Here is a 24,258-nt window from a genome sequence, read left to right on the forward strand (position 1 = left end):
GAGGCTAGTTCATGTACCACCCGCACAATTGTGGGCATCTGCAGTACTGTTAGTGTCTGAAGATACTTTCAGGTCGGTACGTGACACGTTAGGAATTCTCAGTGGACAACGATCACACGTATGGTGCCAGCCGGTGGCCGGAACAGGATGTTCCTTCATCGTCTGATTCCAGCCAGGACTACGGCAACTCAGCATCAACTGGATCCGCATTGGAACAGTCCGGATATAACTCGTCGCAATATTACGGGTCGTACGGCAGTTCCCCTTATGGTTCGGCCAATGGCGCTCCCAACGGTGCTGCCAATGGCGCTCCCGATGGGTCCTCTTACCCGGGCCAGTCCTATGGCGGCTATTCCAACCAGGGTGTGTACGAGGCGCACGGCGCGACCCCGTACCCAAACCAGGGCGGGTATGGCAACCAGGGAGGCTACCAGTCTCAGGGCGCCTACCAGAATCCCGCCGGATATCAGGCGAATCCAACCTATTCGGCACCGAAGTCGCGAATCGTCGCAGGAATCCTGGGCTTGTTCTTCGGCACGCTCGGTGTCCATAACTTCTATGCCGGTAGGACGACGCTGGGCATTATTCAGCTCTTGGTGACGCTCGTGTCGTTCCCGCTGTGCTTCATCATCATCGGGTTCTTCACGCTCACCGGTGTCGCGATCTGGGCGTTTATCGAATCGATCATGTACTTCATCGGATCGGGATCTTACGCATATGATGGGCACGGGGTGCCGATGCAGGCTTGAGGACTTCTCTGGAAGGCTCCTTTTATCCACAGGGATAGAAGGAGTCTTCGTTTATCCACAGATGTACTCGGCCATACATGTGTGTGCCATGAACTCATGTCAGTATGGGTGAACCGAAAGGAACTGACATGAAATGAGGTAATGGTGTGGGACAATCTACGACAGGCTCGCAGCATCGAAGCAGTGCCGGGGGGATGCCAGCCCCTGTCAATATGAAAAGCGGCGCCGGTGATATCACCACTGAAGGGCGCGCCTTGGAACGTATGCGGCAGCTGGCAGACGGAGGCAACCTTGAAGAAGCGATTCACGTCGCCAAACAGGTGATCACGTGCAATAACGTCGATACTGCGACGCAAGTCATCATCATGAAACAGGTCGTCGATTGGCATGGGCACCTCGGACAGGCCGATTACGCGCGCAGATCAGCTTCCAAAGCGGTCACCCTGGCGCGCCGCGATCTGGGAGCGTGCCACCCACTGTCCCTGCTTGTCCGTCACTCGGAGCTGTACTGGATGTGCATGAGCGGATACGACGAGGCTGCACAGCCGCAGTTCGAACCGCTCATCAAGGATATCTGCCGTACCCTAGGGCACACCGATTCACTGGCATGGGCCGCGCGCACAAACTCCGCAATGCCGTATAAAAAACGCCGAGATTACGCGGGAGCTGCCCTGATATACCGACAACTTGCTGATGACATGGGTGCCGAATTGGATCCTGATGACCCGATGCTCCTGACGATTCGTGACAATCTTGCCGAAGTGCTCGCCCTCGACGAACAGTGGGATGCAGCGATTGCACTCTACGAAGAGCTCGTGAAAGACGTGATACCGGTGTGGGGGCAAGGCAGTGAATTGACGCTGAGTATTCGCGATTCCCTTGCAGCATGCCTGTTTGCCTCAGGAGACGTGGAAAAGGCGCGACAATTATGGTCTGTCCTGGCACAAGATTGCCGGCGGTTCCTGGGTGAGCGCGCTGACATGACAGCCCGGCAGCGGATCTTACAGGTCGCCCTCGCCCTCGATGAGGACGATTATTCGGCCGCGCAGCACTGGTGCACCGAACTGCTGGAGAACCTGCCCGCCGGATTCACTGAAGAGGATGTGCAGATCTACATGCACATCCAGGGCTCCTGCCAGGAAGCTGTCGACACGCAGGAGGGCATTCGGCAACGGTAGGCGAGCGGAAGCGGCGCGACGTGCGGCGGTGGTCCCTGACCCGGGATGTGCGCAACTGGTCAAGGCGACAGTTGGCGCGTGACCCGTCTTCAATGGGACGATAGGGGGTATACATCGTGATGTTCGGAGGTTGTTCCTTGTCTGCTAGTTTGACTGATGCAGTACGCCAGTCGATTCTTGCGGCGCATACCCCGCAGAATCGGATTCGAAACTTCTGCATTATCGCCCACATCGACCACGGCAAATCCACCCTGGCTGACAGGATGCTGCAACTGACTGGCGTCGTCGAGCAGCGCGATATGCGCGACCAGTACCTGGACCGCATGGACATCGAACGCGAACGCGGCATCACCATCAAGTCTCAGGCTGTGCGCATGCCGTGGGTTGTTGACGGCACCGGCTACGCGCTTAACATGATCGACACCCCTGGCCACGTCGATTTTTCGTACGAGGTTTCCCGATCCCTCGCTGCCTGCGAAGGCGCAGTTCTGCTGATCGACGCAGCTCAGGGTATTGAAGCGCAGACCCTGGCGAACCTGTACCTCGCAATGGAAAACGACCTGACGATCATCCCTGTACTCAACAAGATCGACCTGCCCAGCGCCCAACCCGATAAGTACGCCGACGAAATTGCCCAGCTCATTGGTGTGAACGCCAGTGAAGTTCTGCGCGTTTCCGGCAAGACAGGCGAAGGCGTCGAAGAACTGCTCAACGCGATCGTGAACCTGGTGGCACCGCCAAGTGGCGACCCGGATGCTCCCACACGAGCCATGATTTTTGACTCCGTGTACGACGTGTACCGCGGTGTCGTGACGTATGTGCGCGTCGTGGATGGCTCATTGTCCTCGCGTACAAAAGTGAAAATGATGGCCACAGGCTCCACCCACGAACTGCTCGAAATTGGTGTCATCTCACCTGACCCCACGCCTACCGACGGAATTGGAGCTGGCGAAGTCGGATACCTGATCACAGGCGTGAAGGATGTGCGCCAATCTAAAGTCGGCGACACAGTAACCGAATCGGTGCGCGGAGCCGACCAGCCGCTATCGGGTTACCAGGATCCTCGTCCGATGGTGTTCTCCGGCATCTACCCGGTGGACGGAACAGACTTTCCTAACCTGCGTGAAGCACTCGAACGCCTCCAGCTCAACGATGCAGCACTGACATTCGAACCGGAAAGCTCAGCGGCGCTGGGCTTCGGTTTCCGCTGTGGCTTCCTCGGGCTGCTGCACCTGGAAATTGTGCGTGAACGCCTCGAACGCGAATTCGACCTGTCGTTGATCGCGACCGCACCCAACGTGGTCTACGAAGCGGTCGCAGAAGATGGTACCCGCATTCGTGTCGACAACCCCTCGACTTTCCCGGACGGTAAAGTGGCAGAAGTGCGTGAGCCGATCGTGGACGCCACCGTGCTCACCCCGTCAGACTTCATCGGCGCGGTCATGGAGCTGTGTCAGGAGCGGCGCGGAACCCTCGAAGGGATGGAGTACCTGTCGCCTGAGCGCGTCGAAATTCGCTACAAGCTTCCACTGGCTGAAATCGTGTTCGACTTCTTCGACCAGCTCAAGTCCCGCACCCGAGGGTACGCCTCGCTGGACTACCACGATGCCGGGCAGCAAAGCGCTGACCTCGTCAAAGTCGATGTGTTACTCAACGGTGAAAAGGTCGATGCGTTCAGCGCCATCGTCCACCGAGATGCGGCCTACGCCTATGGGCTGAAGATGACGAAGCGCCTCAAGGAACTCATTCCACGCCAGCAATTTGAAATCCCCGTGCAGGCTGCTATCGGTGCGCGCATCATCGCGCGTGAAACGATCCGAGCCCTGCGCAAGGACATGCTGGCCAAGTGCTACGGCGGTGACATCACCCGTAAGCGCAAGCTGCTGGAGAAGCAAAAAGCCGGTAAGAAGCGCATGAAGTCCATCGGGCGTGTCGACGTGCCGCAGGAGGCATTCATTGCGGCTTTGACGTCAGATGTGCCCACAGGAAAGAAGCAGTGACCGGCCGATGAACCGTGTACATCGAGCCCGCAAGTCAGTGCTGGATTCATCCGACCGCCACGACGAGGAAAACGGTGTGTACCGTGCCCGCACGAAGTCCTTCACGCGTCGCTCGCGTCGCCTGACCGAATCGCTGCAGCGCACGATGGACAAGCATGGTGACCGTTTCGTTGTGCCCGTTAAGCGCTCACAGGGATACACCACTGTCGCATCCGACTTCCACCTGGCGCCCACTGAACTGTTCGGGCGCGAGGCGCCACTGGTTGTCGAGATCGGACCGGGCGTCGGCGAGCAGATCGTCTCGGCGGCAGATCGCTGGCCCGACCACAACTTTCTGGCATTTGAAGTCTGGCAACCGGGTATTGCCAAACTCGTTTCACGAGCAGTCAGCGCCGGAGTTGAGAACATTCGCGTCGTCGAAGCTGACGCCGCCCAGGCGATCCCGATCACCCTGGACAGTGCGATTGCCGACGAGGTGTGGACATTCTTCCCGGACCCGTGGCGCAAGGCGCGTCACCGCAAGCGCCGCATCGTCAACGACCAGTTCGCCCTGGAGATCGCCAGAATCCTCAAAGACGGGGGAGTGTGGCGCCTGGCAACGGATTGGGACGATTACGCATGGCAAATGCGTGATGTCGTCGAGGCGTGCGACGTCCTCGTCAATCCGTATGAAGGCGAACGGGCGGACCCCAATGACCCCGAGGGGGAGCGCGGGGGATTCGCACCGCGGTGGGAAGGGCGCGTGCTCACCCACTTCGAATCCCGCGGCATCCGCGACGAACGCCATGCGCACGACATCGAAGCGATCCGGGAGCCTCGACTGCCTCGCACACAGCCCGCGAGCGAAAACACCCAGCAGTGAGCCCGCAGCTGCCCGACGGAATGCGCTGGCCACAATCTGGCGCTATCAGCTCTGAAAACGCGCAGCCCGAGCTTCACCGCCCCCTCAGCATTTACGTCCACGTACCTTTTTGCCGCGTGAGGTGCGGGTACTGTGACTTCAACACCTACACTGTTGGGTTCGGTCCGGGGGCCGACCGCGATACGTACGCGGACAGTGTCAGCAGTGAAATCTCTTTGGCGGCACGCGTGCTGGACGAGGCGGGGCTGGGACAGACACCTGCACGCACCGTCTTCTTCGGCGGCGGCACGCCCACCATGCTGGACACCAGTGCCCACGCGCGTATGCTGCACGACCTCGCAGACCGAATTGGAATCGCCCAAGGTGCAGAGGTTACCTGCGAGGCAAACCCGGAAACCGTTGACGAGCAGTCTGTCAAGAGGCTTGCAGATGCCGGGGTGACACGACTGTCGGTGGGCATGCAAAGCGCAGTTCCGCGAATCTTGCACACCCTGGATCGTCAGCACCGCCCCGAACGTGTCGGCCAGGTGATCGAGTGGGCGCGCGCAGCAGGACTGGACGTATCCGTTGACATCATCTACGGCACGCCGGGTGAATCACTCGATGACTGGGCCACAACAGTGCAGGCAGCGTGCGACCTGCAGCCCGACCACATCAGTGCCTACGCACTGGTCATTGAGGACGGCACCAAGATGGCGGCGCAGGTTGCTCACGGGCAGCTGCCCATGCCTGATCCGGATGATGAAGCCGACAAGTATGAACTGCTCGACCAGATGATACGCGGCGCCGGATACCGCTGGTACGAGATCTCGAACTTTGCTCGCGAAGAAGCAGATGAAGCAGGGCTTCCAGCCACCGAACTGCGGCACGCGTCCCGTCACAACCTGGCCTACTGGCGCGACTGGAACTGGTGGGGCTTTGGCCCCGGTGCCCATTCGCATATCGGGCGCGCCCGCTGGTGGAACGTCAAACACCCGCGTGCCTGGGCTGGTCGCCTTCGATCCGCGCAGTCACCGGCCGCCGCCGGTGAAATCCTCGATGACCAGACGCGTTACCTGGAGCGCGTCCTGTTGAGAGTGCGCACGTCAGATGGCATCGCGCTAGGCGAGGTTGCCGCTCACGCGGGCAGGGAGAACGCCTCGCAAACCTGTCACCGTCTGCGTGACGAAGGCCTGCTGGACTCAGAGGCGCTGGAGCGTGGCCACATCGCACTGACCCTGCGTGGCAGGCTTCTGGCTGATTACGTGACGCGCGAGCTCACTGACTAGGCGCATCTTTTTCGCCCGTACAATAGCCGGGTGATGGATGACCCGTATGGCACAAATATCTTCGAGTTTGACCCGCATCGCGATGGTCCCGACGCGCATCGCCCGCGCTCGCGAGAGGTCCACGTTGAGCCTGGCATGGTCCTCGAAGATGTCACCACCGGATTCGTGGGCGCGGTCATCCGGACTGAAAAATCCGCAGGGATCTACGTGATCGAGTTGGAAGATCGACGAGGGAGACGCCGCAGCTTTCCCCTGGGCGGTGGATTCTGGCTCGATGGCCGACCGATTATTGCCCTGCCGCCATTGCCTCGCGCGCAGGCGACGCCTCAGAACGCAGGATCGGTGTCCGCCAGTGGGCGGGCGGTGACCAATTCTGGGTCGCGACGCGCCCGCCCGGAAGAATCGGCGCGCACGCATCCGCGTGTGGCTCGCCAGTCACGAATCTGGGTCGAAGGGCGCCACGATGCTGACCTGGTCCAATACGTGTGGGGTGATGACCTGGCAGATGTAGGGGTTGTGGTCGAACTGCTCGAAGGGGTCGATAACCTGGAAGCCGTTCTGGAAGAGTTTTCGCCCACGCCTCACACACGTGCAGGAATACTGGTCGATCACATGGTGTCCGGTTCGAAGGAATCCCGTATTGCTCACAGCGTGCAGCAGCGGTGGGGGGACAGCGTCCTCATTGTTGGGCACCCGTTCGTTGATATCTGGCAGGCGGTCAAGCCGGCGCGTGTTGGACTCGACACGTGGCCGGCGATCCCGCGATCCGTTGACATCAAAATGGGAACCCTTCAGGCGCTGGGCTGGCCTCATGCCTCGCAGGCTGATATTGCGCAGGGGTGGCGACGAATCTTGCGCACTGTGCGCGACTATCGTGACCTCGAGCCGGCACTGCTTGGCAGGGTTGAAGAGCTCATTGATTTTGTGACCGCGCAGGGAACGCTCTAGCCGACAATGCGCCGTGGGAACGCATGTACGCCCTGAGCAATAGACGCGGATTTTCCACCGCAGCCGGTGAGAGGAAATCACCTGAACGGAGTAGAATTGGCACTCAGACAGGGTGAGTGCCAAATGTGGCGTTTGTGTCGCAGACATGGACGTGCCACAGCACCACCACAGAACGGATCGTGGAAAGGACACAACATGGCCACTGATCGCAGGCTCGACGTCTTGCGTGCGATCGTGTCGCAGTACGTCCACACCCGCGAACCCGTCGGCTCGAAAATGATCGCCGCAACGCAGGATTTAGGCGTCTCACCGGCAACCATTCGCAACGACATGGCTGTGCTGGAAGAAAATGACCTGATCTACCAGCCTCACACCTCTGCCGGGCGAGTTCCCACTGAAAAGGGCTACCGCCTCTTCGTCGACACGCTCTCTGAGATCAAACCGATGAGCGCACCCGAGAAGCGGGCGATTGAGACTTTCCTCGGCCAGTGCGTTGACCTCGAAGACGTCGTGAACAGGACTGTTCGACTGCTTGCGCAAGTCACCAGGCAGGTCGCGGTTGTCCAGTACCCTTCGCTGTCCACGTCCACACTGCTCCGAGTCGAACTGGTTGACCTCGCACCGCATCGAGTCTTGCTGATCGTCATTACGAACGAGGGACGCGTGGAAGAACGCATGCTGGAATTCCCCCAGCAGGTTCCCCCACATGTCATCTCATTTCTGCGCGAAAAGCTCAACGACGAATGCGAGAACCACACTGCCGACAAGGTGCGTACCATCGTTGATGAGATCAGGAATCAGGCTCCAAGCGGGCATCAGAACTTCGTCGACGCCGTGTGCAGTGCACTGACGGAACTACTGCATCCCACAGCAGCTGAATCGCGCGTCGTCATCGCGGGGATGTCCCACCTGACGCGTTCACATGTGGATTTCACCGATATCGGCGCGCTGTTGGACGCCCTCGAAGAACATGTGGTGCTGTTGCGATTGCTGTCGGAATTGGACGAGGAACATTCCAGCGGTGACGTGCATGTGTCGATCGGGACGGAAAACCCTGACGGAGCGTTCGCGGAAACATCCGTCATATCGGGAACGTACGGGACGTCCAGCGGAGCGGTCGCGCACCTCGGTGTCATCGGTCCGACGCGCATGGACTACGGGCGCACGATGTCAACCGTCAGGGCAGTTGCGTCCTACTTGTCGAAATACCTAGCGTCATGAGTGCACACATCTGCCACACTGACATGTCCGGCGCGAGCTGCTTGTCGGAACAACGCTTGTCGAAACAACGAGGGAATTGAATCGAGTGAACGACTACTACGAGATCCTGGGCGTCTCGAGGGATGCCTCACCGGAAGAGATCAAGAAGGCCTATCGCAGGAAGGCTCGACAACTGCATCCTGACTACGCCGGGCCTGATTCCGAAGAAGCCTTCAAGGAACTTTCAGTTGCCTACGAAACACTGTCAAACCCTGACAAGCGCCAAATGTATGACCTCGGTGGACCTGAAGCTGTGCACGGGGGCGGAGCAGGCGGCTACGGGTTTGGCGGTGGCGGTATGCCATTCGACTTCTCCGACATCTTCGACACTATGTTCGGCGGGGGAGGATTCGCCTCATCAGGCGGACCGACCTCGCGCGCCACACATGGCTCAGACCAGCTGTTGACCATTGACGTTACCCTGGAAGAAGCTACCTTCGGTGTCACCAAGAACATCGAAGTGGATACCTATGTGCTGTGCGCGCGATGTGAAGGTTCGTGCTGTGAGCCGGGCACTCAACCGCGCGCCTGCTCAGGGTGCCACGGGTCGGGCAGCGTGACCCGGATGCAGCGTTCACTGCTGGGCGTCATCCGCACGCAAAGCCCGTGCCCGGACTGTGGCGGACACGGTTCCATAATCGACCAGCCCTGCTCGGAATGTTCCGGTGACGGCAGGGTGCGCACGCGCCGCTCGATGAAGGTGGATATTCCTGTGGGTGTGACAACGGGAACCCGTATCCGCATGAGTGGCCGTGGCGATGTCGGCATGGGAGGTGGTCCCGCAGGAGACCTCTACCTTGAGGTGCGTGAAAAGAAGCACCCGATTTTCACGCGCCGAGGCGATGACCTTCACACGTGGGTCACCATTCCGATGACCACGGCGGCGCTGGGCACCGTGTTCGAGCTGGACACGCTCGATGGCGCGAAGGAAGTCACCATTAAACCCGGTACGCAGCCGCAGGAAACAGTGACACTGTCGGGTCTGGGAGTGGGGCGCTTGTCGCGTTCGGGCCGGGACGCCGGCCGAGGTGACCTGCAGGTCCATATTGATGTGGAGATTCCACGCAAATTGGATCAGCGCTCACGCGAAATCCTGGAAGAACTGGCTGCCAATCGTGGAGAGGACCGCGTGGAGCCGCGACGGGCCGATCAGTCAGTCTTTGACCGTATCCGCGAAAAGTTCACGAACTAGGAGCACCCATGACCGCTCCAGTCTTCTTCGCTGACGACCTCAATTCCGACTTATCCATCATTGCCGAGGGGGACCACGTCCACCTGGGCGGAGCCGAAGGCAAACATGCTGCCACGGTGCGCCGCATGCAGGTTGGAGATGAGTTTGATCTTGTGAATGGGGAAGGGTGGCGAGCACAGTGCCGCGTGCGAGCCGTGAACGGTCAGGAACTGGATCTGGTGGTGGAGCACGTCATGTGTGAACCTGCCTCTGATCCGCACCTGATCCTCGTGCAGGCCCTGGCGAAAGGTGGACGCGATGAGCAGGCCATCGAAACGTCGACGGAGATCGGTATCGACAGCGTGATCCCTTGGCAGGCGCACCGCTCCATCGTCAGGTGGACCGGGTCGAAAGCAGAGCGTGCACGCAGCAAATGGATCAACATTGTGCGCGCAGCAGCTAAGCAGTCACGACGCGCGTGGATTCCGCAGGTTCTGGAATCGATGGATTCGCGCGCTCTTGCCCGGTGGACTCAGGATCGCTGCTCGCATGGTGATGTCGTCTTCATGTGTCACGAACAGGCCACTGTGTCGATCCTGGAGGCTATGAGCCAACTGGGGCTGACGGTCGCTGGGTCTGCATTTCCTCGAGAGGTCGGAACTGTCAAAGCGGTTGGTGCGTCACCGCGCAGCATTGCCATCATTGTCGGGCCTGAAGGAGGCATCGATGATGAGGAATATGCGACCCTGACCGAGGCAGGTGCCATCCCGGTTCTTCTGGGGCCGAACGTCCTGCGCTCCTCAACTGCCGGCCCCGTTGCCACCACGCTGATACGCGCGCTGACGACATGGCGTCACGAGGCGCCTACTGACAGGCAGGATGCCCATGTTGCAGGCTCTCCCATACGATAAAGTAGAGACACGATGGATGCAGATGCAAAGGAATGTGTGGCCCACCGCATGACACGCGTATGAGTGAGCAAAACACGACGCATAACGACCCGACACTGGCGATGTCAACCCGCCGCGTCGAGATCCCATCGCATGTCGAACCCATTCAGCTGCTGGGAACATCGGATCAGATTCTGCGCGCACTGGAACGCGGCTTTCCAACCGTCCGTTTCTTCGTCGCCGGACGCACCATCACGATGACGGGTTCGTCAGGAACCATTGACGTCGCCGCTCAACTGGTAAGTGAACTGGTTGACCTCACGGCATCCGGCACGATGCTTGATGTGCCCGGCGTTGAACACGCCATCCGGCTGCTGACCGCTCCTCAGCCGCGCGCCGGCCAGGACACTTCCGATGACATCGTCACTGCTGACGGCCACACCATTCACCCGCAATCCCCAGGGCAGAGCAGCTACATCAAGGCCATTGAACGCTCGGTTGTGGTCTTCGGGATCGGCCCGGCCGGCACCGGTAAGACATACCTGGCAATGGCCCAGGCCGTGCGCGCATTGCTCTCGGGCGAGGTGCGGCGCGTTGTGCTGACACGTCCCGCGGTGGAAGCGGGGGAGAACCTCGGCTTTCTGCCAGGATCTCTCACTGAAAAGATCGACCCGTATCTCAGGCCCCTGTACGACGCCCTGCATGACATGATCGATCCACAGGCACTGCCGCAACTGATGGCTGCCGGCACAATCGAAGTGGCGCCCCTGGCGTACATGCGCGGACGCACCCTGAACGACTCCTTCATAATCCTGGATGAGGCGCAGAACACGACGCCCTCGCAAATGAAAATGTTCCTGACACGTCTGGGCTTTAACTCGCACATGGTTGTCACGGGCGACGTGTCCCAAATCGACCTTCCCGGAGGAACCCGATCGGGGCTGAACGTCGTGCAGGATATTCTGACAGATATCGACAATGTCGAATTTTGCTACATGACCAGCGCGGACGTCGTCCGGCACCCCCTAGTCGGACAGATCATCGACGCGTATTCCCGGTGGGAAGAACGCGCCCACAGGCAGGCCGACACGCGCTCCGCGACGCGCAGCGGCCGCAGGTCACGAAGGAATGATCATGACTGAAGTGATAAACGAAACGGAATGTGAGATTGACGAGTCTGAATTCGCCGCACTCGCAGACTACGTTCTGATGCAGATGCATGTGGCAACGACAGCTGAACTTAACATCTTGTTCATCGATCCCGAACCGATGGCAGATCTGCACGTCAAGTGGCTCGGCCTGGAAGGACCGACTGACGTGATGAGCTTCCCGATGGATGAGCTGCGGCCGGGAACCGACGACAAACCCACCGAGGGTGTACTGGGGGATATCTGTATCTGCCCGCAGGTTGCGCACAAACAGGCCAAAGAAGCGGGGCACTCTGCCGCTGAAGAGATGCTGCTGCTGGCGACGCACGGCATGCTGCACCTGATGGGATACGACCATGCTGAGGAGGAGGAAAAGGAAGAAATGTTTGCCCTGCAACGCAAACTCCTGCTGACATTCCTGGCAACACGATCATGATTCCTTTCGCTCACCAGCCATCCCCGTCAGGTCTGTCGGATACTGCTCCTGTTGCAGTGCTGATCGCCGTATCGGTGATCTGCCTGCTGCTGGCGGGAATCCTCGCCACCATCGAAACCGCGTTTTCCCGACTGTCGAGGGCGGCCGCGGAAGACCTTGTCGAAGAAGGCCGCAAACGTGCTCCTCAACTGGTTGACTTGCTTGCGCAGCGCAGGCGCACCGCGTTGACCCTGCGCACAGTGCGCATGTTTGTGCAGGTCATCGCCGCCGTCGGTATCACCCTGGCGCTGGTGCACCCGTCGCTGAGGTGGTGGCTCATCGGCATCATTGCAGTCGCTGCGGTGGGTTTGATCGAACTGTTCGCCGTGGTGATGCTGCCGGTACCGTTGGGTACGCGTAACCCTGAACGCATGGCGTTGGTTGGAACGCCTCTGGCGTCGCGGCTGGTTGCCATCTCTCACATTGCCGACCCCATTGTCCGTTTCGTACGCAAGCGCCTGCCTCAGTCGAACCAAACCGATGCGGAAGCGCGGCAGGAAATGGCTGACGACCTGCGCGAAATGGTCGACCAGGTTGGTGAAACAGAAGGCTTTGAAGAAGAAGATCGCGAGATGCTGCGATCCGTGTTTGAACTGGGGCACACGGTGGTGCGCGAGGTGATGGTGCCGCGCACCGAGATGATCACCGCGACCGTGGATCTGCCAGCTTCCAAAGCACTGCGACTGTTCATCCGATCAGGGTTTTCCCGCTTGCCTGTCATTGGTGAGGATATCGACGACGTGCGCGGCATCCTGTACTTCAAGGACGTCATTTCGCGCATGGTGCATGATGCGGGCAGTAAGGATCTGACCGCTTCCCACATGATGCGACAGGCAGTTTTTACTGTGGAGACCAAACCGGCTGACGATCTGCTGCACCAGATGCAGGCTGAGCACTTCCACATGGCGCTGGTCGTCGACGAGTACGGTGGGATCTCTGGCCTGGTCACCCTGGAAGACCTGATCGAGGAAGTCGTGGGCGAAGTGACCGATGAGCATGACCGTCGCGAAATCGAGCCGGAAGAGGTCGCCGAAGGGGTATGGCGAGTCCCGTCCCGATTCCCGATCGACGAGCTGGGCGAGCTTTTCGGCATGGAGCTCGAGGACGATGATGTGGACTCGGTCGGCGGTTTGCTGACCAAGGCGATTGACCGTGTGCCGCTGCCCGGCGCTCGCGGTGAAATGGACGGCATCTACATGCTGGCCGAGGAGGCACGAGGGCGACGCCGTCAGGTCGGCACCGTTGTCTGCGCGCTGTCGCCACTGCCGACCACGTTCGAGGACGGTTTCCGCATCCTCGACGAATCACAACTGCTTGAACTGAGCTGCACGCCGGAGAGCGAGGACACCGATGAATGACCGTGATGACCAGTGGGATGACTCCACTGACGAGTGGGATGACGCCTCTGAAGAACAGGTGCGTGACGAGGTCGCCAGCATTCGCGACGCACGTCAGGAAGCCGAGCAGGCTGCCGATGCGCACGGACTGATGTCGTTGACCTACCCGGAGGGTTTTCGTGCCGGATTCGTTTCGGTTGTCGGGCGCCCCAACGTCGGAAAATCCACGTTGACCAACGCAATGGTCGGCCAGAAAGTGGCGATCACGTCAGGTAGGCCTGAAACGACGCGCCATAACATACGCGGGATTGTCCATAGGGACACCTCGCAGCTCGTCATCGTCGATACGCCCGGATACCATCGCCCTCGAACCTTATTGGGTAAACGCCTCAATGACATGGTCCGAGAAGCACTGGCTGAGGTGGACTGCGTGGTGTTCTGCCTGCCGGCCGATCAGAAGATCGGGCCGGGGGACCGCTTTATTGCCCGCGAACTGGTTGATGTGCGCCGCCCCGTCATCGCAGTTGCCACGAAAATCGATCTGGTGCCGAAAGACCGTCTGATGAAACACCTGCTGGCGATTGACCGGCTGGGATCGTGGGAAGCGATCGTCCCGGTCAGCGCTCAGACAGGTGAGCAGGTGGAGGAATTGATTTCCGTGCTCTCGCGCACTGTCCCTGAATCCGCGCCGCTGTATCCGCGAGATGACGTGACGGATGAATCCCGCGACACCCTCATTGCTGAATACATTCGCGAAGCAGCGCTTGAAGGCATTCGCGAGGAGCTGCCGCACTCCCTGGCGGTGCAGGTCGAAGAAATTATCGAGCGCCCGGCCAAGGAGGGCGATTTGCGCCCACCTCTGCTGGATATCCACGTCAATGTCTATGTGGAACGTGACTCCCAAAAGGCGATCATCATTGGACGAGGCGGGTCGCGCCTGCGTGACATCGGCACGAAGTCCCGCAAGCAAATCGAGGAGCTGCTGGGACGCAGAGTCTTCCTGGATCTGCATGTGCGCACCGCCAAAGATTGGCAGTCAGATCCGAAAATGTTGGGCCGCCTCGGTTTTTGAGTAAATGACTATTCGGTAAACAGCAGGTGACTGTGCATTAACTGATGCTGATGGAATGGGGGTGACCTGCAACGTTGTCACATAATGGAAGGAGTGTGACAAGCGGCACCCGCAAGAGGCTAGAATCACATACAGTGGATGGGTCGATGGTGCCCCATCCACGCCAGGAGAGGAGAACGAGTGTGACGCAACCTCCCGACCTCACCGCCCCTGAGTCTACCGCGCCCGAATCGACCGGCTCTGACACTCGCGATACCTCGCTGACCGTCCGCGCCCCCGCAGTCGCCGGATTCTTCTACCCAGATAGTCCAACCGATATTGACTCAACTGCCAGTGCGCTGATTGATCGTGCCCGCCAGCACACCGCCCCGTCAGACAGTGAGGCACACCCGGCACGCGCAATCATCGTGCCCCACGCCGGTTGGCGATACTCGGGCGATCTTGCTGCGCTGGGCTGGGCGTACGCGGCGCGCAGTCGCCCCCGAACCACACGAATCGTCCTGCTCGGCCCGACCCACCGTGTCGCCATCCGGGGAATCGCGCTGCCCGGTGCGGACCGGTTCGGAACACCGGCTGCAATGCTCAATATCCCCACCCGTGACATCCTCGAATCCACGCGCACGTGCGTCGAACCTGTCCACTGCGACGAAGGCACCCACCGGGATGAACACGCGCTGGAAGTCCAGGTCCCTTTCATCACGGCACTGTTCGGAGACGACGTCGAACTCGTGCCCCTCAACGTCGGAGAAGCCTCTCCCACAGCAGTTGCCGACGTGATCGACGCGCTCACCTCGCCCACCACGCTGATCGCAGTCAGCTCAGACCTCTCGCACTACCACACATACGACGAGGCGCGCCGCATCGACCAACGCACCATCGACATGATCGAACGAAGACAGTACCCCGTTGAACCCGAGCAGGCCTGCGGCGCCCGTCCCATGAACGGCCTGCTCGAATATGCCCGGAGACACTCTCTGACGGTGACCGCGCTCGGCTCACACAACTCCGGAGACGTTCTGGGAGGTGACACCGCGCGTGTCGTCGGATACGCAGCGTTTGCACTGACTGACGAAAAGGACTGACCCAGATGCCAACATCACTGCCAGACAATGCGGGACGCATCCTGGTTCCACTGGCGCGAGGAGCCATACGGCTCAGGCTGCAGGGAACACGTACCGACCAGATTGTCATGAACTCCCTACCGGCACCGCACGACCGGCCCGAATGGCTGCAGGAGCCAGGAGCAAGCTTTGTGACGCTGACGATCAACTCTCATTTGCGAGGATGCATTGGGTCGCTCTCACCGCGCGGATCTTTGTACGACGACGTCATCCATAATGCCCTCGCAGCCGCCTTCCACGACCCGCGTTTCGATCCCCTTGACGCAACTGAATATCCGAGCATCAGCGTGGAGGTGTCGGTGCTGTCGGCCCCGGTGGCCCTGCCGGCGTTGAGTGAGAAAGCGGTGCTTGAATCGTTGCGTCCCGGAATTGACGGGGTCGTCCTGATCGCCGGTCCGACTCGGCGCGCCACGTTCCTGCCGCAGGTGTGGGACGACCTTGCGGATCCAGCTGACTTCTTCGCCCACCTCAAACGCAAGGCAGGCCTTCCCACTACCTGGTGGTCGCCGGACGCCCGAGTGGAAACCTACACGGTGCGAGCCTTCACCGACCAGGACGCGGATGGTGACGATGATGCGCCGACCAGTGCGTCAGACATGACCGACCGATAAAACCACGCAGCGCCATGTCCACACCTGCACACACGATCACCGGACGCTGGCAAACACGCCTCGATGACGGTCGAGTGCGCTGTGACTTGTGCCCGCGTGCATGCAAACTGCGCGATGGGCAGCGTGGATACTGCTTTGTGCGGGAGCGTCGCGGCGCTGACATTGTGCTGTCAACCTGGGGGCGCTCCAGCGGCTTTTGCGTGGACCCCATTGAAAAGAAACCACTCGCGCACTTCTACCCTGGTACCGCTGTGCTCTCATTTGGTACCGCCGGATGCAATCTGGGATGCAGGTTCTGCCAGAACCACGAGATCTCAGCGGCTCGACAATGGGACCTCCTGGCCGAACGCGCAACGCCTCATATGGTCGCAGACGCGGCAGTGAGACATCATATTCCTGCGGTCGCATTCACGTACAACGATCCCGTGATCTACGCCGAGTATGCTATCGATACGGCTCTGGCATGCCACGAGGCGGGCGTGCGCACCGTAGCTGTGACTGCCGGCTACATTTCTCCGAAAGCTCGATCTGAGTTCTTCGCGCCTATGGACGCGGCAAATATTGACCTCAAAGGCTTCACCGAGGACATGTACTGGCATCTGACAGGCGCTCACCTGCGCGACGTCCTGGAGACGATTGCATGGGTTGCCCACCAGCGGAGCACGTGGCTGGAACTGACAACCCTGCTGATCCCTGGACACAATGATTCATCTGAGGAAATCCGCAGTCAGTGCCGGTGGATCCTGCGTGAGTGCGGCTCTGATGTGCCTGTGCATTTTTCAGCATTCCATCCTGACCACAAAATGCGCACCACTGCACCGACTCCACCTGAGACTTTGCGCCGAGCCCGCTCCATTGCACTCGACGAAGGGCTGCATTACGTGTACTGCGGCAATGTTCACGACATCGAAGCGGATACCACCACATGCGCCTCCTGCGGGCACGAACTCATCGTGCGCGACTGGTACCGCCTCATCAGCTACGACGTGACAGCTAACGGGACGTGTCCGGCGTGCGGGGCCAGAATTCCCGGTCGCTTCGACGAGGGCGGCCCCGGCGAAGCCTCTGCGCATTCCTTCCAGGTTGCCTTGTCATGAAACAGCTCAAGAACCGGCGCCACTACGTCCCTCGACCTATCATGTTCGAGTGAATAAGGAAGACACAAACCGCCCGGGAAGCTGCCGCATTCCTCGGAGCCAGATGATCCCAGTGGGTCCGCACGAGGGTCGCTACGTGATGTATGAGCCTGTCACGCATCACGCCTATCTCACGGTAGACAACGATGACCGTGGAGCAGCCGCACAGGGCGGGGGACTGATCGGAGCATTCCTTCTTGCGCCGCTGACGATGTGGCTGGTAACCAAGCACCCCGCTGATTTGAGCGGCGGCGCCTACATCGCACTCTTCTGTGCCGCGACGCTGCTGGGCGGAGCGGTTGCCGCCTGGCTGTATCATGCAGGCATCCGTCAGAAGATGAACCTGCACAGATGGAATGCGGGAGGCAACGACCTGCTGGCTGCTCGTTCACGCAACAGAGTGCGTGAGGTTTTTGCGTTCATCATCATGGTCATATTCGTGTTGCTTATTCCAGTCATGGCTTGGGCATACTTCGCGGTACCAACAGCCGCAGCGTTGACTCTGTATATCCCGGCGCTCGTCCTGTCGCCCATCTCGGTATATGCAGTGATCAGCACCCTGCGTCTGCAGGCATGTGCTCGCAGATGGCGTGCACAGGCCGCACGCGCTGATAACAGTTCTAACAGCGCCGGCTGACGCATGAACTGACGCAGGCGCGGTGCGCATCAACAGGTTTGGCATCGTCGATTCAAACGTCAACTGCACGGGAACCGGCGTCTGACCAGCGGCGCGTAGTGTCCACTTTGTGAAACGCGTGCGGCGCGGTGGTCCCAATCTCATTACGGTGGAGAATATGATGCAGCGCGCACTCCTGCTTATGTGCCGCGACGAGGCCTGAAAAGGCCGGAACCTCGTCGCGGCGTTTGTCGACCCCGGTCAAGCCGGTTCGCCACCGGAATCGACACCAGCAGGAAAGAAGAAAGCAGATGCGCACAACAGCCAACGTTCCCACACCTCAAGCCAGCCCCATGCCGGTTGACAAGTACATTCCATTCCTGGAATCCAACCCCATCGACCTGCCCACGCGCACATGGCCCACCAAGCGCATGACACGCGCCCCGCGCTGGCTGTCCACCGACCTGCGTGACGGCAACCAGGCACTGATCGAGCCGATGGATCCCACGCGCAAGCGTGCCATGTTCGATTTGCTGGTCTCACTGGGGTACAAGGAAATCGAGATTGGATTCCCAGCGGCATCGCAAACCGACTACGACTTTGTTCGCTCTCTGATTGACGATGAGGCGATCCCTGAAGACGTGACAGTGTCTGTGCTGACACAATCACGCACCGAACTCATTGAGCGCACCATCGACGCCCTCGTCGGCATTCCCCGGGCAACGGTTCACCTGTACAACGCAACCTCGCCACTGTTCCGCGAGCTCGTCTTCCGTATGGACAAGTCACAAACCGTTGACCTGGCACAAAGCGGCACCCGGGAAATCATGGCGCGGGCAGAAAAAGTCCTCTCAGATGACACGATCTTCGGCTTCGAATACTCACCGGAAATCTTCGTGGACACGGAGCTGGACTTCGCAGCCGAAATCTGCGAAGCAGTCATGGATATCTGGCAGCCTGACGACGACCGTGAAATTGTGCTGAATCTGCCGGCAACGGTGGAGCGCGCAACGCCTAATGTGTTTGCCGACCAGATCGAATGGATGTCAACGAACCTGTCGAGGCGCGACCACATCGCGCTGTCCGTCCACCCGCATAATGACCGCGGAACGGGTGTTGCAGCAGCGGAACTGGCGTTGCTGGCCGGCGCTGATCGCGTAGAGGGATGCCTGCTTGGACAGGGCGAACGAACCGGCAACGTGGACCTGGTCAACCTCGGCCTGAACATGATGAGCCAGGGTATCGATCCGGGTATTGACTTTTCCGACGTGGATCGCATCCGGCACACGGTGGAACACTGCACCATGATGGAAACCCCACCGCGTATGCCCTACGTGGGGGACCTGGTCTACACGTCCTTCTCCGGATCGCACCAGGACGCCATCAAGAAGGGCTTCGAAGCCCGCAAGAAGAAAGTTGCGGAAGCTGGCGGAGATGAAAACGCTGTGCCGTGGGGCATTCCGTACCTGCCGATCGACCCGCATGACGTGGGACGTTCCTACGAGGCGATCGTGCGCGTCAACTCCCAGTCCGGCAAAGGGGGCGTCGCCTACCTCATGTCGACCGTACACCACATGGAACTGCCGCGACGCCTGCAAATCGAATTCTCACGCATCGTTCAGCGTCACACAGATTCTTTTGGCGGAGAGATCAACTCCGAAAACCTGTGGAAGATCTTCACCGACGAATACCTGCCCGCCGACAGGGCAAGTGGCCTGGCCCCGTGGGGACGCTTCGAAATGGGAGACTTCCACCTGTACACGCGCGGCAAAGAGCAGGAAGTGGAACTGCGCGGTGAGATCCTGGACCAGGGACAGCCCGTTGCCATCAGCGCCGTGGGAACCGGCCCGATCGACGCTTTCGTCGCAGCTATGCACGACTTCGACCTGGATGTGCGTATCCTCGACTACTCTGAGCACGCCATGAGCCAGGGACGTGACGCCACCGCAGCCGCATATGTGGAAGCAGCGGTCGACGGCCAGATCGTCTGGGGCGTCGGCATCGATTCGTCCATCACGACAGCCACCTACAAGGCAGTCATTTCCGCCATGAACCGCGCTTTGCGCTAATAGCACATTGACGGTGCCGGTCGACGTGTCCTGTGGCACCTCGACCGGCCTGTGAGACAATGCGAGCGTGATCAGAAGCTACCGAGACCAGGCGATCGTCCTGCGCACCCACAAACTGGGGGAAGCTGACCGTATCGTCTGCCTGCTCACCAAGGAAAACGGGCAGGTACGCACGGTAGCCAAGGGAGTGCGCCGCACCACCTCGAAATTCGGTGCGCGCCTGGAACCGTTCTCACTGATCGACGTGCAGCTGCACCGTGGCCGCACATTCGACATTGTGACGCAGGTCGAAATGCTGCGCCCCTACGGCACTCAACTGGCTTCGGACTTCGATTTGTTCGCCGCCGGAACGGTCATGGTGGAAACAGCCGAACGCCTCACGGCCGATTCAGCTGACGGTGCACACGCTCAATACTCACTCCTGCTCGGAGCACTCCACGCGTTGGCCAACCTGCGTCACGACCCGGTCCTCGTCGTCGATTCGTATCTTCTACGCGCCCTGTCAGTGGCGGGGTGGGCACCCTCGTGCTTCGCATGCGCCAGTTGCGGCAAGCCCGGCCCGCACACGTCCTTCTCCATTTCCGAGGGTGGCGCGCTGTGCGACGAGTGCCAAAGCGAAGGGGGAGTGGCCGTCTCGGAGAACACGATGGAACTGATGGGGCACCTCCTGGCCGGAAACTGGGATCAGGCTGACCGCACCGAAGCGTATGACCGGCAACGCGTCGCACACCTGACATCGGCGTATACGCAGTGGCATTTGGAACGTAAGCTGCGCGCACTCCAGCTCTTCGAAAGGAAACGGGCATGACATCTGCCCAGGCTCCGGTTGATCGGGCACCATCAGATCCCACTGCTCCTGTGCTGGGTCCGGGTCAGTGGTCCCAACCGGTTCCCGTTTTTGACCGCGTGCCTCGCCACGTCGCCCTCGTGATGGATGGAAATGGTCGATGGGCCAATGCTCGCGGATTGAATCGCACGGCAGGGCATCACGCCGGAGAATACTCCCTGATGGACACGATCGCCGGTGCCATTGACGCGGGCGTGCGCTATCTGAGCGTCTACACCTTTTCGACGGAAAACTGGAAACGTTCCCCGGCTGAAGTGCGTTTCATCATGAACTACGCGCCCGATGTGCTCACGCGCAGGACGGGCCAACTTGATGAATGGGGTGTGCGCGTGCGATGGAGTGGACGGCGACCCAAACTGTGGAAGTCCGTTATTCACGCCCTGGAAAAAGCTGAGCGCGCCACCGAATCGAACCGGACGCTCGATCTGATTATGTGTGTCAACTACGGTGGGCGCGCCGAAATTGTGGACGCTGCACGCACGATTGCCATGGAGATTGCTGACGGGACGATGAAGCCGGCTGGCGTGACTGAACGGACGTTTGCGCGCCACTTGTATCTGCCCGATGTGCCAGATGTCGACCTGATGATTCGCACCTCAGGCGAGCAACGTATTTCGAACTACCTGCTCTGGCAGCTGGCGTACGCGGAGATGATGTTCGTGGATACGCCGTGGCCGCAATTTGACCGCAGTGAACTGTGGAAATGTCTGGCGTCCTACGGGAAACGTGATCGCCGTTTCGGTGGTGCCGTCAATTCACCGCACGCGCCGCTTCGGTGAGCGTCCTACTGTGCTGATACCGGGGATTCCTCGCACGTCAGGACTTCCTGAGGTGCCGCTTTGGGGTGCGAGCGACGATAAATGAGCCAGCTGGCCAGAATAATCACCGCCAGAGCGATCCCGATCCATGCAATCGGAGAGCCTGCGATTGCGCCGATGGCAGCGACCCACACAGCCAGCAGTCCCAGCCCGTACATGATCGACCACGCTACGCACCCGGGAAGCATCGCGAGGGTATAGGTGCGCCACTTCAACCGGACAACTCCGGCACCGGCATTGACCGCTGTCTGAACACCGACGGTGAGGAAACACAGCGGGATGATCAAAAGTCCCCATTTTTCGAGCAGTTCTGCACCGCGGCGGGGAACAGGCCCGTTAAACCAGCGGGCGATCGCGCCGATGAGGCCGGAGTGTCCGTCACCTTTCAGGGCGCCCGCGGCGGCGCCTCGACCAAGCCAATAGGTGCCCTGGGCGCGCAAGAAGACGACAAAGAACAGGAAGATGAAAAGAGGCAGCCCGCTTGAGGCCCACTGGGGAACTGGCATCAGTCCTCGTCATCCTCAACAGCGCTGCACTCAGAGCACAGACCGAATACTTCGAGCGAATGGGCAACCTCAGTGAAGCCGTGCTGCGAGGCGATCTGAGAAATCCAGGATTCTGCTTCGCTGACTTCGATCTCTTCAGTGTGACCGCAGTTGCGGCACACCAGGTGGTGGTGGTGGCCTTCATCTTCGCACAGACGGAACATCGATTCGCCATCGTCCATGCGCAGGACATCGACGACATTCATCTCAGCCAGTGCCTGCAGATTGCGGTAGACCGTCGCTAGGCCGACGCGCTGCCCCTGATTTGTCAGGTCGTCGTAGATCCGCTGTGCGGAACGAAAGTCCTTGTCACGACGCAGCTCGTTAAAGACGGATTGACGTTGCCGAGTCATCCGCTGCACGATGTCCCCCTCTTGCCGACCCTGAAGTAAATCTTCTCGTTCTTGGAAGCATACAGGGTTGAGGCGAGAAATGGAGATTACAGTGTGTCATCTGCTGGTGGTGTGCCCATCCGATCGGGGGAGTCAGGATGCGCCGAATGAGCGTGAGGATCACCGGCAATCAGATGTGTATGTCCGCCGGTGACCTGGAGGCGTCGCCCTCGTCGAATTCCGTCAATGGCAGCCTTGATAACGAATCCGAGGATGTATACGACGATAGCTGCCACCACGATGAGTGCGCCGGGGGAGACATCCACGAAGTAGGTCACCACAAGGCCGCCGACACATAGCACGGTTCCCAGAGCCATTGCGCAGGCCATTGTGGAGCGGAAGGAACGGGTGACGAGTTGCGCGATTGCGACCGGGACGATCATCAGGGCCGACACCAGGAGCGAGCCCACGACGCGCATCGCAACTGCGACAGTTAACGCCGACAGGATCGCGATGAGGATGGACAGGGCAGCCACCGGAAGGCCGGTTGAGTGCGCGAAGTCCTCATCATCGGTCACTGCGTACAGTGCAGGCGACAATCCCAGGCCGATGAGCAAGATGAGTGCACACAGTGCGCCAATGAGGTAGACGTCTCCCCATTGCACTGTTGAGATGGATCCGAATAGATACGAGTTCAACTGTGTGGACGTTCCACCTGCCAGACCGATCAGCAGGACGCCGGTGGCGATGCCTCCGTAGAACAACATGGCGAGGGCAACGTCGGCACTGGTGCGGCCACTGAGCCTGACGACTTCGATCGTCACCGCGCCCAGGATTGATACGACAAGGGCGCCCGGCAATGCCCATTGATCAGAAGGCGTCACGTTTGCAGCTGTCCCGGCGATCCAGCCCAGAGCCACACCCGTCAGCGAGACGTGCCCGATGCCGTCTCCCAGCATCGCCATGCGGCGATGTACCAGGTAGGTGCCGACGATGGGTGCGCACAGTCCGACCAGCAGCGCTGCCAGCAGGGAACGGAGCATCAGTGGGGATGTGAAAAGGCCGGCGAGTGCCTCACCCATGATGGCTCGCCTCCTCGGTCGATGCCGGTTGTGGGGCGTCGTCGTAGGTGATGTGGCCGGCGGCAATGGTGATTTGACGATCCAGGAGGGGGCGTAGTTCCCCTAGCTCATGCAGGACCAACACAATGGTGGTGCCCCCGTCCTTGGCTGACTGCACGATCGACGCCAGGCGTTGGCGCGAAACCGAATCGATTCCAGTTAGCGGCTCATCCATGATGAGAAAATCCGGGTGGCGCACCAGGGCGCGCGCAATGTTGACGCGCTGACGCTGCCCACCCGACAGGATGGAGACCGGATCGTTTGCGCGATGTGCGAGCCCGACCAGTTCCAGAGCACCGAGCGCTTTGCGTCGATCGGAGCGTGACAGCCAGAATTTTCGAGGCCCCAGTAAACCTGAGGCGACAACTTCACGCGCATTGGAGGCGACGCCGCCGCCTGCGCGTGAATATTGCGGGACGTAGCCGATGCGCGACCATGGTCGCTTGCCGTGCGCACTGACCTGCATGCCGAACAGTGACATGCTGCCGCGTGTCACCGGTGCGGTGCCAAGGATCGCGTGTACCAGCGTGGACTTGCCGGAACCGTTGGCACCCGTCACGGCGAGCGTTTGTCCGGCGGGTATATCCAGGTTAATGCCGTGCAGGATGAGGGTGTCATCCCACGCGACATGCAGGTCACGCATGCTGACGGCAAGAGTGGTCATGTCAGACGCATCGGGGCAGG

The 24,258-nt window shown here is 60.1% G+C and carries 24 protein-coding genes; 20 read left to right on the forward strand and 4 right to left on the reverse strand.

The window, feature by feature from the left end; all coding sequences use genetic code 11:
* Positions 1 to 101 precede the first annotated feature (101 nt).
* The 20 genes from BN3002_RS02010 (at position 102) to BN3002_RS02105 (ending at position 21,537) form a co-directional block, all read left to right on the forward strand.
* Positions 102 to 749, forward strand: a complete 648-nt coding sequence (locus BN3002_RS02010; protein ID WP_058236378.1) for a TM2 domain-containing protein — start codon at positions 102 to 104, stop codon at positions 747 to 749.
* Between the two features lie 194 nt (positions 750 to 943).
* The gene (locus BN3002_RS02015; RefSeq protein WP_092648424.1) at positions 944 to 1,927 is read left to right on the forward strand and encodes a tetratricopeptide repeat-containing protein; all 984 of its coding nucleotides are present in this window, start codon (positions 944 to 946) and stop codon (positions 1,925 to 1,927) included.
* A 137-nt stretch (positions 1,928 to 2,064) separates the two neighbouring features.
* The gene (lepA, locus tag BN3002_RS02020; RefSeq protein WP_371935762.1) at positions 2,065 to 3,927 is read left to right on the forward strand and encodes a translation elongation factor 4; all 1,863 of its coding nucleotides are present in this window, start codon (positions 2,065 to 2,067) and stop codon (positions 3,925 to 3,927) included.
* Between the two features lie 7 nt (positions 3,928 to 3,934).
* A complete protein-coding gene (gene trmB / locus BN3002_RS02025; RefSeq protein ID WP_082628491.1) occupies positions 3,935 to 4,789 on the forward strand; it encodes a tRNA (guanosine(46)-N7)-methyltransferase TrmB in 855 nt (284 codons plus the stop codon).
* Positions 4,786 to 6,057: a radical SAM family heme chaperone HemW gene (hemW, locus tag BN3002_RS02030; RefSeq protein ID WP_058236381.1), complete on the forward strand. Its 1,272-nt coding sequence runs from the start codon at positions 4,786 to 4,788 to the stop codon at positions 6,055 to 6,057. Before trmB ends, hemW begins: the two co-directional genes overlap by 4 nt.
* 33 nt (positions 6,058 to 6,090) lie before the next feature.
* Positions 6,091 to 7,005, forward strand: a complete 915-nt coding sequence (locus tag BN3002_RS02035) for a DUF3097 family protein (RefSeq protein WP_074026147.1) — start codon at positions 6,091 to 6,093, stop codon at positions 7,003 to 7,005.
* A gap of 195 nt (positions 7,006 to 7,200) precedes the next feature.
* Positions 7,201 to 8,226 (forward strand): heat-inducible transcriptional repressor HrcA, encoded by a 1,026-nt coding sequence (gene hrcA / locus BN3002_RS02040; RefSeq protein ID WP_058236382.1) that lies wholly within the window; start codon positions 7,201 to 7,203, stop codon positions 8,224 to 8,226.
* An 85-nt stretch (positions 8,227 to 8,311) separates the two neighbouring features.
* Positions 8,312 to 9,457: a molecular chaperone DnaJ gene (gene dnaJ, locus BN3002_RS02045; RefSeq protein WP_058236383.1), complete on the forward strand. Its 1,146-nt coding sequence runs from the start codon at positions 8,312 to 8,314 to the stop codon at positions 9,455 to 9,457.
* Between the two features lie 8 nt (positions 9,458 to 9,465).
* A complete protein-coding gene (locus tag BN3002_RS02050) occupies positions 9,466 to 10,347 on the forward strand; it encodes a 16S rRNA (uracil(1498)-N(3))-methyltransferase (protein ID WP_070727505.1) in 882 nt (293 codons plus the stop codon).
* A 59-nt stretch (positions 10,348 to 10,406) separates the two neighbouring features.
* Positions 10,407 to 11,468 (forward strand): PhoH family protein, encoded by a 1,062-nt coding sequence (locus BN3002_RS02055; protein ID WP_058236384.1) that lies wholly within the window; start codon positions 10,407 to 10,409, stop codon positions 11,466 to 11,468.
* On the forward strand, positions 11,461 to 11,910 hold the full coding sequence (ybeY, locus tag BN3002_RS02060) for an rRNA maturation RNase YbeY (protein ID WP_058236385.1): 450 nt from the start codon (positions 11,461 to 11,463) through the stop codon (positions 11,908 to 11,910). The genes BN3002_RS02055 and ybeY overlap by 8 nt, the downstream gene beginning before the upstream one ends.
* Positions 11,907 to 13,307 (forward strand): hemolysin family protein, encoded by a 1,401-nt coding sequence (locus BN3002_RS02065; protein ID WP_070727506.1) that lies wholly within the window; start codon positions 11,907 to 11,909, stop codon positions 13,305 to 13,307. Before ybeY ends, BN3002_RS02065 begins: the two co-directional genes overlap by 4 nt.
* Positions 13,300 to 14,358, forward strand: coding sequence for a GTPase Era (gene era, locus BN3002_RS02070; RefSeq protein WP_074026149.1), 1,059 nt, complete (start codon positions 13,300 to 13,302; stop codon positions 14,356 to 14,358). Before BN3002_RS02065 ends, era begins: the two co-directional genes overlap by 8 nt.
* Before the next feature lie 182 nt (positions 14,359 to 14,540).
* Positions 14,541 to 15,440, forward strand: coding sequence for an AmmeMemoRadiSam system protein B (gene amrB / locus BN3002_RS02075; RefSeq protein ID WP_058236386.1), 900 nt, complete (start codon positions 14,541 to 14,543; stop codon positions 15,438 to 15,440).
* Between the two features lie 5 nt (positions 15,441 to 15,445).
* Positions 15,446 to 16,090 (forward strand): AmmeMemoRadiSam system protein A, encoded by a 645-nt coding sequence (gene amrA, locus BN3002_RS02080; RefSeq protein ID WP_058236387.1) that lies wholly within the window; start codon positions 15,446 to 15,448, stop codon positions 16,088 to 16,090.
* A gap of 14 nt (positions 16,091 to 16,104) precedes the next feature.
* The gene (gene amrS, locus BN3002_RS02085; protein WP_058236388.1) at positions 16,105 to 17,187 is read left to right on the forward strand and encodes an AmmeMemoRadiSam system radical SAM enzyme; all 1,083 of its coding nucleotides are present in this window, start codon (positions 16,105 to 16,107) and stop codon (positions 17,185 to 17,187) included.
* 103 nt (positions 17,188 to 17,290) lie between these two features.
* On the forward strand, positions 17,291 to 17,863 hold the full coding sequence (locus BN3002_RS02090; RefSeq protein ID WP_058236389.1) for a hypothetical protein: 573 nt from the start codon (positions 17,291 to 17,293) through the stop codon (positions 17,861 to 17,863).
* A gap of 290 nt (positions 17,864 to 18,153) precedes the next feature.
* Positions 18,154 to 19,911, forward strand: coding sequence for a 2-isopropylmalate synthase (gene leuA / locus BN3002_RS02095; protein ID WP_058236390.1), 1,758 nt, complete (start codon positions 18,154 to 18,156; stop codon positions 19,909 to 19,911).
* A gap of 70 nt (positions 19,912 to 19,981) precedes the next feature.
* On the forward strand, positions 19,982 to 20,719 hold the full coding sequence (gene recO, locus BN3002_RS02100; RefSeq protein ID WP_058236849.1) for a DNA repair protein RecO: 738 nt from the start codon (positions 19,982 to 19,984) through the stop codon (positions 20,717 to 20,719).
* Complete coding sequence (locus BN3002_RS02105; RefSeq protein ID WP_058236391.1) at positions 20,716 to 21,537, forward strand: isoprenyl transferase; 822 nt, start codon at positions 20,716 to 20,718, stop codon at positions 21,535 to 21,537. The genes recO and BN3002_RS02105 overlap by 4 nt, the downstream gene beginning before the upstream one ends.
* Positions 21,538 to 21,542: 5 nt before the next feature.
* On the opposite strand, the gene BN3002_RS02110 is transcribed toward BN3002_RS02105, so the two are convergent.
* From BN3002_RS02110 to BN3002_RS02125, 4 genes are all read right to left on the reverse strand, one after another.
* A complete protein-coding gene (locus BN3002_RS02110) occupies positions 21,543 to 22,082 on the reverse strand; it encodes a DedA family protein (RefSeq protein ID WP_058236392.1) in 540 nt (179 codons plus the stop codon).
* Positions 22,082 to 22,483: a Fur family transcriptional regulator gene (locus BN3002_RS02115; RefSeq protein WP_058236393.1), complete on the reverse strand. Its 402-nt coding sequence runs from the start codon at positions 22,481 to 22,483 to the stop codon at positions 22,082 to 22,084. Before BN3002_RS02115 ends, BN3002_RS02110 begins: the two co-directional genes overlap by 1 nt.
* 77 nt (positions 22,484 to 22,560) lie before the next feature.
* Positions 22,561 to 23,535 carry a metal ABC transporter permease gene (locus tag BN3002_RS02120; RefSeq protein ID WP_058236394.1) on the reverse strand — a complete coding sequence of 325 codons (975 nt, stop codon included), beginning with the start codon at positions 23,533 to 23,535 and terminating at the stop codon, positions 22,561 to 22,563.
* On the reverse strand, positions 23,528 to 24,238 hold the full coding sequence (locus BN3002_RS02125; protein WP_074026150.1) for a metal ABC transporter ATP-binding protein: 711 nt from the start codon (positions 24,236 to 24,238) through the stop codon (positions 23,528 to 23,530). Before BN3002_RS02125 ends, BN3002_RS02120 begins: the two co-directional genes overlap by 8 nt.
* Between the last annotated feature and the right edge of the window lie 20 nt (positions 24,239 to 24,258).

It is taken from the genome of Actinomyces ihuae, from assembly GCF_001457875.1.
GTDB classification, from domain to species: domain Bacteria; phylum Actinomycetota; class Actinomycetes; order Actinomycetales; family Actinomycetaceae; genus Pauljensenia; species Pauljensenia radingae_A.

Bases quoted from the DNA above. Each gene is read 5' to 3' on its own strand.
- BN3002_RS02015 (WP_092648424.1), top strand. From the start codon at position 944: ATGCCAGCCCCTGTCAATATGAAAAGCGGCGCCGGTGATATCACCACT.
- hrcA (WP_058236382.1), top strand. From the start codon at position 7,201: ATGGCCACTGATCGCAGGCTCGACGTCTTGCGTGCGATCGTGTCGCAG.
- BN3002_RS02125 (WP_074026150.1), bottom strand. From the start codon at position 24,238: ATGACCACTCTTGCCGTCAGCATGCGTGACCTGCATGTCGCGTGGGAT.
- BN3002_RS02035 (WP_074026147.1), top strand. From the start codon at position 6,091: ATGGATGACCCGTATGGCACAAATATCTTCGAGTTTGACCCGCATCGC.
- amrA (WP_058236387.1), top strand. From the start codon at position 15,446: ATGCCAACATCACTGCCAGACAATGCGGGACGCATCCTGGTTCCACTG.
- amrS (WP_058236388.1), top strand. From the start codon at position 16,105: ATGTCCACACCTGCACACACGATCACCGGACGCTGGCAAACACGCCTC.
- leuA (WP_058236390.1), top strand. From the start codon at position 18,154: ATGCGCACAACAGCCAACGTTCCCACACCTCAAGCCAGCCCCATGCCG.
- BN3002_RS02110 (WP_058236392.1), bottom strand. From the start codon at position 22,082: ATGCCAGTTCCCCAGTGGGCCTCAAGCGGGCTGCCTCTTTTCATCTTC.
- BN3002_RS02090 (WP_058236389.1), top strand. From the start codon at position 17,291: ATGATCCCAGTGGGTCCGCACGAGGGTCGCTACGTGATGTATGAGCCT.
- ybeY (WP_058236385.1), top strand. From the start codon at position 11,461: ATGACTGAAGTGATAAACGAAACGGAATGTGAGATTGACGAGTCTGAA.
- era (WP_074026149.1), top strand. From the start codon at position 13,300: ATGAATGACCGTGATGACCAGTGGGATGACTCCACTGACGAGTGGGAT.
- trmB (WP_082628491.1), top strand. From the start codon at position 3,935: ATGAACCGTGTACATCGAGCCCGCAAGTCAGTGCTGGATTCATCCGAC.
- BN3002_RS02050 (WP_070727505.1), top strand. From the start codon at position 9,466: ATGACCGCTCCAGTCTTCTTCGCTGACGACCTCAATTCCGACTTATCC.
- BN3002_RS02055 (WP_058236384.1), top strand. From the start codon at position 10,407: ATGAGTGAGCAAAACACGACGCATAACGACCCGACACTGGCGATGTCA.
- BN3002_RS02120 (WP_058236394.1), bottom strand. From the start codon at position 23,535: ATGGGTGAGGCACTCGCCGGCCTTTTCACATCCCCACTGATGCTCCGT.
- BN3002_RS02105 (WP_058236391.1), top strand. From the start codon at position 20,716: ATGACATCTGCCCAGGCTCCGGTTGATCGGGCACCATCAGATCCCACT.
- BN3002_RS02065 (WP_070727506.1), top strand. From the start codon at position 11,907: ATGATTCCTTTCGCTCACCAGCCATCCCCGTCAGGTCTGTCGGATACT.